13 protein-coding genes are annotated in these 13050 nt (G+C 62.2%); 5 read left to right on the top strand and 8 right to left on the bottom strand.

Translation table 11 applies throughout. From position 1 onward, the window contains the following. Genes VJX68_RS13200 through VJX68_RS13180 form a run of 5 tightly spaced genes read right to left on the bottom strand, consistent with a single transcriptional unit; the run spans position 1 to position 4719 of the window. A complete protein-coding gene (locus VJX68_RS13200) occupies positions 1-876 on the bottom strand; it encodes a YicC/YloC family endoribonuclease (protein WP_324096168.1) in 876 nt (291 codons plus the stop codon). Beyond that, positions 873-2066, bottom strand: a complete 1194-nt coding sequence (locus VJX68_RS13195; RefSeq protein WP_324096167.1) for a glycosyltransferase family 4 protein — start codon at positions 2064-2066, stop codon at positions 873-875. The genes VJX68_RS13200 and VJX68_RS13195 overlap by 4 nt, the downstream gene beginning before the upstream one ends. Positions 2067-2084: 18 nt before the next feature. Continuing rightward, the gene (locus VJX68_RS13190) at positions 2085-2777 is read right to left on the bottom strand and encodes a glycosyltransferase family 2 protein (RefSeq protein WP_324096166.1); all 693 of its coding nucleotides are present in this window, start codon (positions 2775-2777) and stop codon (positions 2085-2087) included. After that, complete coding sequence (locus tag VJX68_RS13185; protein WP_324096165.1) at positions 2777-3631, bottom strand: lipopolysaccharide kinase InaA family protein; 855 nt, start codon at positions 3629-3631, stop codon at positions 2777-2779. The genes VJX68_RS13190 and VJX68_RS13185 overlap by 1 nt, the downstream gene beginning before the upstream one ends. A gap of 8 nt (positions 3632-3639) precedes the next feature. Continuing rightward, a complete protein-coding gene (locus tag VJX68_RS13180; RefSeq protein WP_324096164.1) occupies positions 3640-4719 on the bottom strand; it encodes a glycosyltransferase family 9 protein in 1080 nt (359 codons plus the stop codon). A 142-nt stretch (positions 4720-4861) separates the two neighbouring features. Here VJX68_RS13180 and VJX68_RS13175 point away from each other — a divergent pair, with 142 nt between their 5' ends. Further along, positions 4862-7231, top strand: coding sequence for a M20/M25/M40 family metallo-hydrolase (locus tag VJX68_RS13175; RefSeq protein WP_324096163.1), 2370 nt, complete (start codon positions 4862-4864; stop codon positions 7229-7231). Here the strand turns inward: VJX68_RS13175 and VJX68_RS13170 are convergent. Genes VJX68_RS13170 through VJX68_RS13160 form a run of 3 tightly spaced genes read right to left on the bottom strand, consistent with a single transcriptional unit; the run spans position 7228 to position 9327 of the window. Beyond that, a complete protein-coding gene (locus tag VJX68_RS13170) occupies positions 7228-8442 on the bottom strand; it encodes an NADH-quinone oxidoreductase subunit D (protein ID WP_324096161.1) in 1215 nt (404 codons plus the stop codon). The genes VJX68_RS13175 and VJX68_RS13170 overlap by 4 nt on opposite strands. 21 nt (positions 8443-8463) lie before the next feature. Beyond that, positions 8464-8964 carry an NADH-quinone oxidoreductase subunit C gene (locus VJX68_RS13165; RefSeq protein WP_324096160.1) on the bottom strand — a complete coding sequence of 167 codons (501 nt, stop codon included), beginning with the start codon at positions 8962-8964 and terminating at the stop codon, positions 8464-8466. Between the two features lie 9 nt (positions 8965-8973). Beyond that, the gene (locus VJX68_RS13160; RefSeq protein ID WP_324096159.1) at positions 8974-9327 is read right to left on the bottom strand and encodes an NADH-quinone oxidoreductase subunit A; all 354 of its coding nucleotides are present in this window, start codon (positions 9325-9327) and stop codon (positions 8974-8976) included. Between the two features lie 45 nt (positions 9328-9372). Between VJX68_RS13160 and VJX68_RS13155 the strand changes: the two genes are divergently transcribed. From VJX68_RS13155 to VJX68_RS13140, 4 genes are all read left to right on the top strand, one after another. Next, a complete protein-coding gene (locus VJX68_RS13155; protein WP_324096158.1) occupies positions 9373-9684 on the top strand; it encodes a hypothetical protein in 312 nt (103 codons plus the stop codon). 69 nt (positions 9685-9753) lie between these two features. Continuing rightward, positions 9754-11073, top strand: coding sequence for a DUF1329 domain-containing protein (locus VJX68_RS13150; RefSeq protein WP_324096157.1), 1320 nt, complete (start codon positions 9754-9756; stop codon positions 11071-11073). Between the two features lie 145 nt (positions 11074-11218). After that, positions 11219-12274 carry a phosphotransferase gene (locus tag VJX68_RS13145; RefSeq protein WP_324096156.1) on the top strand — a complete coding sequence of 352 codons (1056 nt, stop codon included), beginning with the start codon at positions 11219-11221 and terminating at the stop codon, positions 12272-12274. Next, positions 12271-13050: a nucleotidyltransferase family protein gene (locus VJX68_RS13140; protein ID WP_324096155.1), complete on the top strand. Its 780-nt coding sequence runs from the start codon at positions 12271-12273 to the stop codon at positions 13048-13050. The genes VJX68_RS13145 and VJX68_RS13140 overlap by 4 nt, the downstream gene beginning before the upstream one ends.

Here is a 13050-nt window from a genome sequence, read left to right as displayed (position 1 = left end):
CTATTCGACGTTCTGGACTTGCTCGCGCATCTTTTCCGCTTCGGCTTTAACTTCAACCGTTACTTGAGATAACGCCGCGTTCTGCGACTTCGACCCCATGGTATTTACTTCGCGGTTGATTTCCTGCAGCAGAAATTCGATCGACTTCCCGACCTGCCCCTTGCGCTTGAGGATCGCCTTGAGGCCGTCGAGATGCGTACGCAGCCGCGTGATCTCTTCGCTGATATCGCCGTGTTGCGACGCAGACGACGCCTCCTCGTACAGGCGTTTTTCGTTGACCGGCAACTCTTCCAGCAGTTCGCGAATGCGCTTATGAAAATTCTCCAGAATCTCCGCGCGCGTCTGCTCCGCAAGCTTTTCGATCTTCGGCACGGCCGCTTCAATATTGCGAACCCGCGCCGTGAAATCATCGTGCAGGCTGCGACCCTCACGCACGCGCTCGGCATCCAGCGCCTTCAGCGCTCGCACCAACGCCTTCTGGCCCAGTTTGAAAGCACCGCGCGAGTCGTGCTCCTCCTCGACCACGTGAAATATTTCCGGCCGATTCAGGATCGATCCAATGTCCGGATTGCCGCCCAGATGAAGCCGCTTGCCCAGGCGGCGTAGCTCGGCGACGTACAAGTTCGCCAGCCGGTCGTTCACTTCGAGCCGCACGGGCGGCGGCTTCAGCGCAACCGACTTGATAAAAATTTCGACCCGCCCGCGCGCCACGACACTCTGCACCGTCTTGCGAATCTCCGCCTCATGCTCGCCCCATCCGCGCGGCACCGCCAGCTTGAGTTCAAAGAATCTCTGGTTGAGCGCACGCACTTCGGCAATCACACGCGTGCCGTCATGCTCGGCGATCGCCCTGCCAAATCCGGTCATGCTTTTCATGCGACTCCGCCCCCGTGTTCCCGCTTTTTTCTCACACACGCGCTATAGAGCGCGAGCGTCTGCGCGGCCATCCGCTCCATCGAGTAGTGTTCAACGACTTGCGTCCGCGCCAGTGCACCCATCCGCGTTCTCAGCCCGGGCGATTCCGCCAGCCGGCCAATCGCCGCTGCAATTGCGCTAGGATTCTCCGTCGGGACGACGAGCCCTAAACGATCGTGTTCCACTACTTGACGCAGTCCGCCAACGTCGCTCGCGACCACCGGCAGCGCGCTCGCCATGGCTTCCAGAGCGGCCACGCCGAGCCCCTCCTTCAGCGACGGCATCGCGAACACGTCCGACGCCCACAGCAGTTCGCGTGCGTCGTCGATTCTGCCGAGCAGCCTGATGCGCTCAGTGCATCTGACTTGCGCGATTTCGCGTTGGAGCACTTGGCGAATCGACCCCTGACCTGCGATGAGACACTTTACCTTGACGGAATTCCCTGTTGCCGCGAGCGCTCCGATCGCTTCGATGAGATAGAGATGGCCCTTGCGCTGTTCGAGAGCGCCAACCGCCGATACCACAAAGTCGCCGTCGGATATTCCGAGCGCGGTGCGTGCATCGACGCGTTCCTGAGAAGTTGGCGGGCGGAAGCGGTCGCAATCCACGCCGCTGTGCACAACGGTGACGCGCTGGCGATCGACGCCCGCGGCCGCCAGCGAATCGGCAACGCCGGCGGAAATCGCGATCACGCCGTCGACTGCGCGATTGTACAGGTACGGCGCGAACACCCGATTTGGCCTGTAGTCCATCCGCCGCGTAACGACCAGCGTACTGCCGAAGCCGCGCGCAAACGGCGCCATCGAATGCGCGCGCGAAGTATGAAAATGAACGACATCGTAGCGTTCGCGTTTGAGGATCGCGCGCAGCTTGAGGCCCGCCGCCAGGTCGATCGCGTTGCGGATGCGAATCGGATGACATTTTACGCCAGCGGCTGTAGCCTGCTCCCAGAGCCGTCCCGCGGGGTCGCATATCAGCTCGGCACGATGCCCGCCGGCGGCCAGCGCGAGCGTGAGTCCCAGCACCTGCGTCTCGCCACCGCCGAAGCCGAGTTCGGGATCGACGCCCACTATACTCAGCGCCCGGGCCTCAACCGTGTCGCTGTCGGGATTCACTTGGTTGGCGTCGTCATGTTGAACTGTTCGCGTCATATCACGGTTCGGCCGCGGTCAATCGAAAAATCGGTAGTACAGGATTGCGCAGACCGCGGTCAGCGCGTCGCGAAGGCCGATCTTCTTGCCCTCATCGTAGGTCCGCCCCGAGTACGACACCGGCACCTCGTAAATTCGCCAGCGCGCGCGCGCCGCCTTGGCTGTGATCTCGGGCTCGAAGGTGAAGCGGTCGGCGGTGAGCTTGAGCGTCAACAACTTCTCGCGGACGAAACCCTTCATCCCGGTTTCCATATCGGTCAGATTGAGATCGCTGATCATGTCGGAGAGCAGCGTCACCGCGCGGTTCGCAACGTAGTGCCAGAAGAACATGACGCGATGCGGCCCGGAGAGAAAGCGCGAGCCGTACACCATGTCGGCGCGGCCGTCGAGCAGCGGCCCAATCATCGCGGCGTAGTCCCGCGGATCGTATTCGAGGTCGGCGTCCTGCACGAACACGTAAGGATTTTTCGCCGCCGCAAAACCCAGCCGCAGCGCGGCGCCTTTGCCACGATTCACGCTGTGGAAAAAACATTGAACTTGCGGATGGCTGAACTCGCGCAGAAATTTGGCGGTGCCGTCGGTCGAAGCGTCATCGACCACGATGATCTCGGGGTCGAAGCCGCAATCCAGCACCCGCTCGATCACGCGGCCGATCGTCGTGGATTCATTGAACACCGGTATCACCACCGAGATTTTGGTCCGCTCCGCCATCAGCTCCCGCTAGCCTCCCGGCGCGGTCCGAGAGACGACGCGACGCGATCGGCGACGCCGCCCTTACGGTCTTGCGCGATTCTGTCGCGAAGCATCGCGGCGATACGGCGTCGTTCCACTCGCCGGCGTCGTACGGAAAACGTAGCGGAGTAGCCGCACCAAACGCGCATCCGATCCGTGTTCGTGATGCCAAAGAGTTCGAGATGACCCAGTTGTACGAGATTGCGCATCCGCGGCCGCGCGAAGCGGCTCAGAATCGTGCGCCGCGTGCGTTCGTGATCGATGAAAACGAATTGCGGCGGTTCGAGTCCGGTCACGAAGATGTTGAACGGCGACAGGTCGCCGTGGATGTATCCCGCGCGATGCAGTCGCGCGACTTCCGCACCCAGCGCGCGCAACACGACGCGCCTCGACGCGAGCTTCGCACGCCGCAAATGACGCGCGACGCTGAATCCCTCGACGCGCGCGGTCACGATGATCTCGCGGCCACCCCGGCGCTCGGCGCCGAGCAGCAGAATTTCCGGCACTCCAACCGCGTCGGCCCGCAGATGCTCCGAGACCGACGCAACGTGCGCCGCGCGCCTGCGCCTGAATATCCACCTGACGCGATTCAGCCCGCGAATCGGGTCTAGAACTTTGAAATATGCGGCCAAGCCCCCAACCTGATCGAAATGCTCGAACCACGTCTCGGCGTGACGTGAGCGCCGTACCCGCGTTGACAGCGTGCCGTCGATCGCAGCGAACGCGGAATCGATCAGGCGCTCGCGAAGCTCCTCTGAATATCGCGCGTCGTAGTCGGGCAGAAAGAACGTCCACCCGCCGCGCGTCAACGGCACCCCGTCAAAGCGCGTCATCCACCAGCTCATCTCGCCGCTCCGACTCGAGGCATCGCCAATGCGCGCCTTACGGTCACTTCCACTTCTTCGGGGGATATTCGCCGCATACATTCGCGCCCGATCGGGCATTGACGAAGATAGCAGGGATGGCACGGGATCGCGCCGCTGATCGCCAACTCGGCGAAGCCCCACGGCGCCGAGCGCTCTGCGGCCGTGGCGCCCCACAACGATACCACCGGGCATCCAACGGCGGCCGCGATATGCATCGGGCCCGAGTCGGGTCCAAACGCCACGGCGCATTCGGGAAAGATCGCGATCAGATCGCGCAGCGACGTGCGGCCGGCAAGGTTGAGCGCTGGCACATCGTCAAGGTGCCGCATGACTTCGTCGCTAAGTTTCGTTTCGTCGGGACCGCCGAGCAACACGGGAAACAGCGCCGGGCTCTCGCCGTCGGGGCGCGCGACCCTGCGAATCACGGCGGCGGTCGATTCCGGAAAATAGATGCGGCTCGGCCACGACGAGCCAAGAATCACGGCAAGGATCGGACGCGGCGCCTCGCGGAGCAGCTCGAGTGCGCGCGCGCACTCATCGTCGGTCGCGGCGAGTCCAAATTCGATCGGCGACGGGGCGATGCAGAGCGCATCGCCGAATGCCTGGTATTGCTGGAGCTTCAAGCGCATGTTCGGCTGCGGCGCGATCCGATGATTCGAAAAAAGATAATTGAACTCCTTGGTATTCGGCGCGGCGAACCCGAAACGATCGCGGGCGCCCGATATTCGCGAGGTGAAGCCGCTCTTAAGATGACGTTGAAGATCGATGACCAGATCGAAGTGCCCTCTGCGAACCCGCACCAGAAACGGGATGAAAGTCCACGGCGCGTGCGCGCGATCGTACACGATGATTTCGTCGAGCCAGCGATGATGCTCGAGCACCGCCTTCGACTTGGGTTCCACCGCCCAGGCGATGTGAGCGCCGGGCCACGCGTTGCGAAGGCGCCCGAGCAACGGCAGCGCGCGAACCACGTCGCCGATCGCGCCGAGCAGCACGATCAGCACGCGGCGCGGCGGCGGCTCGATTTGCGGGACGATGGCTTCAGGAGAGGACATTTTTGAGACTGGTCGAGGCCGGCTTCTGCTCCAACGCTCGATGATAACGACGCGGACCGGCGCCGCAAAGGGCGGCGCGCAATTGTTCGCGGCGCCGGCATCCGCGTATAAGTGGCGTTGAGATGGCGAAGGAACTCCTCACTTGACGGACGAACCGCGCCGCTCAGGCCATCTCGCCGGGCCAATCACGCTTGCGCTGCTGATCCTGCTCGGACTGCTCGCGATCCGCAGCATCGAGCCCCCACCCGCCGTCGATGAGAACGCGCCCGCAACAGAATTCTCCGCGGCGCGGGCCACCCGCGATGTGCGCGAAATCGCGAAGAAGCCGCACGCACTCGGCTCGGCCGAGAACGATCGAGTGCGCGAGTACCTCATCGGGCGCTTGCGAGAACTCGGCGCGAATCCCGAAGTGCAGACCATGACCGTCGCCCGGCACCGTCGATTTGGACCGGACACGTGGGCGGAGGTGAACAACCTCGTCATGAAGATTCCTGGCACGAACCCGACCGGCGCCGTGATGATCGTCGCGCACTACGACTCGGTACCGAGCGGCCCCGGCGCGGGCGACGACGCGGCTTCGGTCGCCGCAATCCTGGAGACGGTTCGCGCGCTCAAGGCCGGCGCGGCCCCGCTGCGCAACGATCTCATCGTGCTGTTCACCGACGGCGAGGAGCTAGGCCTGCTCGGCGCAAAAGGGTTTGTCGAAACGTACCCGGCGCTCCGCAACATCAAGGTCGTGCTGAACTTCGAGATGCGCGGCGACTACGGACCGTCGATGATGTTCCAGACCAGCGCGCGCGATTCGTGGCTGGTCGATCAGCTCGCGGCCGCGGCGCCATTTCCTTACGCGACCTCTGCCGCCGAAGCCGTGTACAAGCGGCTGCCCAATGACACCGATCTGACGGTTTTTCTTGACGCCGGAATGGCAGGAATGAACTTCGCGGCCGCCGATGGGATCACGCGATATCACACCGCGCTCGACGCCGCCGACCTGCTCGATCAGCGCACGCTGCAGCATCAGGGAACGTACGCACTCTCGATGGCGCGGCAGTTCGGCTCGATTGATCTGAACGCGCCGCGCACCGGCGACGCGGTCTTTTTCGTCGCCGGCGGCAGGTTGATTCACTACTCGGCGCGGCTCGCGATTCCGCTTGCGATCCTCGTGACGATGCTTTTATCCGGCATGATCCGGATTGGAATCCGCGACGGAAGATTTAGCGCCGGCGGTATCGTCGCCGGTTTTGGGATCTACGTGTTCGCAATCGCAGTCTCGGTCGCCGAGGCGCGCGGAGTGTGGTGGCTGATGGCGGCGCTTGCTGGCTGGCGAATGCTGCCGGTCCACACGACCTACGGCGGTTTCTACTTTTCGGTCGCGGCGGATGCTCTGATTTTCGGCACGTTGTGGGTGGCGTACGAGGTGATCGGCCGCCGCTTTCGTCTGCAAAACCTGGGCGCCGGCGCGCTCCTCGTTTGGACATTGATGATGCTCGCCACAAGCATCGTGATGCCCGGCGGCAGCTGCCTTTTCACGTGGCCGCTGCTGTTCGCGACGCTCGCGATGAGCTATCGCGCTGGCGCTACCGGCGTCCTCCCCTCTCCCGCGTTGGTCGCATTGGTGCGGGGAACAGTGATGCTCTCCCCGTTATTCGCTGCGAGCGCCGACGGCACGATCCTTTTCCTCGTAATTTCCGCGATGACCGCCGCCCTGCTCTTCGGCTTGTTCATCCCGTACCTCGACTTTCTGACCAGCGGACGCCGGTGGCTCCTGCCTGGCGTGCTTGGATTTCTCGCAATCGCAATGATCTTTAAGGGCAACGCAGCCAGCTCGTTCGACGCATCTCAACCACATCCCGACAGCATCTTTTATTTTCTCGACTCCGACCGCGAGCTTGCGCGATGGGTCAGCCTGGATTCGCGGCCTGACACCTTTACCTCGCAATTCTTCCAGCATCACGTGCGCGGCGGATGGCTGCCGAAGCTCGCCGGGCTCGCGACCAAAGACACGCCGGAGAGCAACCTCGCAAGCATCTCGCGCGACTTCGCATATCTGAATCGCGGCCGAACGACCGAGGGCGACGCGTCCCTCATCAACGCGCCGCCTCCGGAGCTCAAAGTGCTCGACGACTCGACAATTGCCGGCACGCGCATGGTGAAGATGCATATCGCGTCGGCACGCAAAGCATCGATCGTTTGGATGTCAGTGCCGGTAGGGGTGACCGTGCTGGGCGCCTCGATCGACAGCAAGTCGCCTGGCGATCGCATCACTGACGGATGGACCGGATGGAACTTGCGCACACAGGCGGCCGGATTCGACCTGACGCTCAAGCTCGCGACGCCCGCGCCGTTCGTCGTGACGATTATCGATCAGACCGACGGATTGCCCAAAGTTCCTGGATTCGCAATCAAGCCCCGGCCGGCTGACGCGATGCCGACGCCGTTTCTCTTTTTCGATTCGACGACGCTGGTGAGGAAGAAGTTTGCGATTGGCGGCGAGCAGGTAACGATGCGCTAGCGGTCGCATTCGCCGCCGATCATGTTGATCATTCCGAACGTCGTGATGATGTCCGGGATCATGCGGCCGATCAGCATCTTGTTGAGCGCGCCCATGCCGAGAAAGCACGGCGGCCGCACGCGCACTCGATACGGCCGGCCGCTGCCGTCGCTCACGACGTAAAATCCCAACTCGCCGTTGGCGCCCTCGACCGCCTGGTAAACCTCGCCCGCAGGCACGTGGATGCCCTCCATGATCAGCTTGAAGTGGTTCATCAGGCCTTCGATCGAGTTGTACACCTTCTCTTTCGCGGGCAGCACTACCTTGGGATCGGTGATCGTGACGGGACCTTCGGGCAGCGCCGCGAGCGCCTGCTCGATGATGCGCTTGGACTGGTACATCTCCTGGAAGCGCACGTTGAAGCGATCGTAGTTGTCGCCGCGATCGCCCACCGGCACCTCGAACTGCATCCTGTCGTACCCCAGGTACGGATGCGCCTTGCGAACGTCGTACGACACGCCCGCCGCACGCAGGAGAGGACCGCTCAGGCCGTACGAGATTGCCTCTTCCTTCGAAAATTTTCCGATTCCCGCCATCCGATCGATGAATACGCGATTGCGCGAGAGCAGCTTGTCGCAATCGCTGAGAACCTGGTCGAGCCGCGTGAATGAAGCCTTCATCCGCTCCGCGAAGTCCGCGGGCAGGTCGTGTGTCATGCCGCCAACTCTGCACCACGTCACGGTGAGTCGCGCGCCGGTGACAGCTTCGATCAAGTCGTAGAGAAACTCGCGCGCCTCAAGCATGTAGAATGCAACCGTCGTCGCGCCGACCTCGCTCGACGCCATCCCGAGGCACGTCAGGTGATCGGCGATGCGCGCGACTTCGCTCATGATCATGCGCACGTACTTGCATCGCTCGGTCGTGTCGACGCCGAGCAGGCGCTCGACCGCGAGCGCGAAGCCGACATTGTTGATGCACGGCGATGCGTAATTCAGCCGGTCTGTGTAAGGAAAGCATTGCGTCCACGTGCCCTGCTCGCACATCTTTTCGAATCCGCGATGCAGAAACCCGACCTCGACGTCGCAATCGACGATCCGCTCGCCGTCGAGCTTGAGGTTGAACTTGATGGTGCCGTGAGACGCGGGATGCGACGGGCCCATCTGCAGTTCCATGATCTCGTCGGATGGATCCGACGTCACGATTTTATCTTTCCAGCGAACGGGCAGTGACATGGTTTGTATCGAGTCGTGTAGTCAGCGCGAGGAGCGAATCGGATTCACGACCGGATCGATCTCCGGGACGATCGGTTGGCGTTTGTTGTAGTGGTAGTCCTTGCGCAGCGGATGCCCCTCGAACGAATCGTACATAAGAATGCGCCGCAAATCGGGATGCCCCTTGAAGTCAATGCCGAACATGTCGAAGCATTCGCGCTCGAGCCAGTCCGCCGCGCCCCACACTCCGACGACGCTGCTCACCCACGGCTCGGTGCCATCAACGCCAATCTTGACGCGGATGCGATGGGCAAGGTTGAGCGAGTTCAGTTGATAGACAACGTCGAAGCGCGGTTTGCGCTCGAGCCAATCGACGGCGGTCAAATCGGTCAGGAAATTAAAATCGAAATCAGGCTCGTCGCGCAGCGCGCGGAAAAAATCGTAGGCGCGTTCGCGATCGATTGTGAAAGTCTCCTCGTCGCGCTCATTTTGCGCGCTGAGAATTTCCGCGCCGAAGCGCGCTTTAATTTTTTCTATCAACATCGTTCGCTGTCAGTCCCAATCGAGCGCGCCGCGCTGCCATGCGTAGAGCAACCCGACGGCGAGAATCCCTATGAAGATTAGCGCCTCGACGAAGCCGAACATTCCCAGGTGCCGCAACTCGACCGCCCATGGATACAGAAAAATCACCTCGACGTCGAAGAGCAGAAACAGGATCGCCGTCAGGTAGAAGCGCACCGAGAACCGCCCCCACGCCGAGCCGCTGGGAGGGTTACCGCATTCGAAGGCCTCGCTCTTGATCTCACTGGGACGCTTGGGCCCGAGGATCATATTGATCGTGCACATGACGCCGACGATCACACCGGCGACAAGCAGGGTCACAGCCACGGGATACCAGGTTGTCATTCTCGCTCCGCCCAGAAGCTCTTCCGATACTCATATGAATACCCGATGAGCGCGTCTTTTGGAACGATCTTCGATCATCCAGCGATCATTCAGACGGGCGGGCCGCCGACCGCCAGTGCTTACCGCGAGTGCCACACGCGTGCGAGTATCTCCAGATGCCTTTCCTCAAATATTAGCTGGAAAGGCTCTGCAAGCCTGAATTATTTGGATGCGACCGCCCTGACTGAACAGGCCCGCCAGTCGAGCCAGCTAAAAAATGGCCAAAATCGTGAAATAAACGAAGCAATTCTGCCTACCCGCGATTTTCGATCATTATTGCTATTGACGATTTCGAGCCGTAAGACTAATGACCGGTAGAACATTAAGAGATTGTTGCGGGACTTAATTCCAGACGCCGGCAGTCATTTGCCGAAAGAAGGAGTCGACATGAATCGCGCAATCGGATTGGGAACTCGGTACGTAGGAACTCTCACTGCGTCGCTGCTTGTGGCCTTGATTTCCAGCGCGCCGGCATCGGCCCAGGTGCAACCGGGTGACTTCATTACCCCTGACAACGCCTCGAAAGTACAGGATCTCGTCTCTCCGGGACAGTACCTGCGCGTACTGCACGGGATGACGATCAAGGTCGTGCCGACCGAGCGTATCGACTGGCCGCCGCCGTATAAGGATGCGACGGAGAAGTACTCGAGCCAGGTCCGGCTGACGCCTGACCGTCGCAGCCTGATCGGCTACGTCGCCGGCGAGCCGTTCCCGATCGTGGACGCGAACGATCCTGACGCCGGCACCAAGGTGATGTGGAATGTGTCGTTCCGCCCGATCTCCAGCGACGAGTACGATCTCCGCTGGTTCGACTGCGACAGCGTGTACTGGGGCAAAAACGCGCCCTTCCGCGAAATCACTGATATCGAAGTCGGGCACTACGCCGGCTACAACGAAGTCGGACGCACCGAAGTCGATCCGATGCCGGTCGATCCCGACTTCAAGGCGACCGGCCGCTACTTTCTCGGACTCCTGTACCCCGTGCTCGCGCCACAGTCTGACCGTGGAACCGGATTGATCAAGTTCCGCTACGCCGATCCTAGTATCCAGGACGCCGCTTGGACGTGGACACCCGGCGCTCGCCGCGTGCGCCGCCTTAACTACGCCATTCTCGACACGGCAAGCGGACCGCAGGCATACGACCCAAATCATTACGAGGGCTTCAGCGGCAAGAACGAGAACTACGATTGGAAGCTGCTGGGCGAGAAGACGATGCTCGGGGCAATCAACATAGCAAAGGTGCCTGACGTGCGATGCCCGACCGACGGCGGCGCGAGCCATTGCCCCGACAACTGGCAACTGCGGCATGATTTCATCATTGAGGGTCGTCCGCGTCCCGGCCGCTTCAACTCGCTGTACAATCACGAAGTCATGTACATCGATTCTGAAGCGGACTTCGTGATGTCGAACGACATGTACGATCGCGGCGGCGAGCTGTTCGTCAACTACACGTCGTGGATGCACTATGCGGATCGCTCCGAGCCCGACGCCAAAATCGCGATCTATCCATTCAAGCGCGAGTTTCAGTCCGGCTCCTCGAGCATCAACGTGCAGAGTGGATTCGCCACCGTCTGCTACCACCCGTCGCAGTCCGCGCCCTCACGCGACTCATGGTTCATCAACATGGGCTCAGTTGATCGCAGTTGGTTCACTGCCGATCAGATGGCGCGTGCGGCCGAGGGCGGCCACGCGGTAGGCGGCGACTGACAGAGGCGTGGTTGCGTGAAGAAAGCCGCGCGATTCGCGCGGCTGGGTAAAGCAACAAACAGCGCGGCCTTCCTGGCCGCGCCGGTTTTAACTTGCGCGAGCCACACTCGCGCAGGCATACCCGCGCCGCTAGAATCCATCTCCGATGGATGACAGCGGCGCGTTCCTGGCATGGGCAGCACAGGCCATCGCGCGGCGATGGCCGCGCGCACGGGTCGAAGAGATCGCCGCGCTGCGCGGCGATCTCTCGAGCCGGCGCTTCTGGCGCGTCGCGATAGCGACGCGCGGCGAAGCCGCCGCCCCACCCACCGCCATCCTCGTCGATCTTGGTCCCGACGACCTGCCCCGCTACGTCCGCGTGCTGAATCTTCTCGCAACGCCAATCTCCGAGCCACCCTGGCTCAACGTGCATCGCTTCCTCGCGTCGATCGGCGCGCCCGTCCCCGCGCTCTACGACGCGGACCCCGCGCGGCGGGCGATACTGGTCGAGGACGTCGGCACCATTTCCCTGCTCGACGCCGTCCGCAGTCCTGGCGCCGACACCGCCGACCTGTTCCGGCTCGCCACCACCGAACTGCTCCGCTTGCACGTCGACGGCACCGCGCGAATCGACTCTCGATGTATCGCGCGGGAGATTGCCTACACCGGCCGCCTGTTCGAATGGGAGCTCAAGGAATTTGCGGAAGTCGGCCTCGCTGCCGTCGCACCCGGCGCCGATTTTTCTCCCATCGCGTCCGAGCTGACGCGGCTCGCCGCGCGGCTCGATCGCTTTCCGCGCGTGTTCTCCCATCGCGACTACCACCGCGAAAATCTATTCATCCAGGATGGTCCGCGAATTCGCATCATAGATTTCCAGGACGCGCTGATGGCGCCCGCCGCGCAAGACCTTGCCGTGCTCCTGACGACGCGCGACACCGGCGAAGTCATCACGCTCAACATCGAGCGCCGCATCCTGGACTTCTATTGCGCCGGACTCGTGCGCCGTGGCGCGCACGCGCTCGACGCCGCGGAATTCATGACGAGCTATCACCTCTGCGTTCTGCAGCATGCGCTCAAGATGATCGGGCGCTTTGAAATGTTCGAGCGGAGCGGCAAGACCGGCTATCGTCCCTACATTCCGCACGTGCTCGCAGAGGCGCGCCGGATGCTCGCCGAGATGCGCGCCGACTTTCCCAAACTCTCAGCCGCGCTGATGCCATGAAGGCATTGGTACTCGCGGCCGGGATGGGCGAACGGCTTCGCCCGCTGACTGATGTAACGCCAAAGCCGATGCTCGAACTAGGCGGCCGGCCGCTGATCCATTATCCGCTCGCGATGCTGCGCCGTGGCTCCATCACTGAGGTCGCAATCAACGTGCATCACCTGGCGTCTGTAATTCAGCGCGGACTCGGCGACGGATCGCAACTCGGCCTGCGCATCGCGTACGCACCCGAGCCGGTCTTACTAGGCACAGGCGGCCCGCTGAACGGCCTGCGCGATTTTCTCAGTGGCGACACGTTCGTGATCGCGAACAGCGACACGATCCTCGACCTCGATCTCCGCGCGATGCTCGCGTTCCATCGCGACCATGCCGCACTCGCGACCATCGCGCTGTTCCACCCGGCCAATCTCGACTACTACAGCCGCCTCGAAATAGACGCGAGCCAGAAACTCCGCCGCATGCGCCTGCTGATGGGGCGCGACCCGCTCAAATACGACGACTACCCGCCAGCCCTCGACGCCAAAGTCGCCACCACGCTCTCCCCATTCATGTATTGCGGCGTGATAGTCGCCGAGCCCGCAGTCTTCGACTTGATTCCGGCCCGTCCTCCCTGGAGCTTAATGAACGGGCTGTTCGCCCCGATGGTAGCCAACGCGCAACCGGTATTCGGCTACGTCCACACAGGGTACTTCCGCACGATGGACGATCTAAAGAGCTACAACGCCCTCAAGGCGGAGTTCGCCTCGTCACCGCCGAAGGGAATTCTGACAAAATAG

This window comes from Binatus sp. (SeqCode) (assembly GCF_035272065.1).
Lineage (GTDB): Bacteria > Desulfobacterota > Binatia > Binatales > Binataceae > Binatus.
The sequence above is the reverse complement of the archived record's forward strand: the minus strand, read 5'-3'. Positions and strand labels throughout refer to the sequence as shown.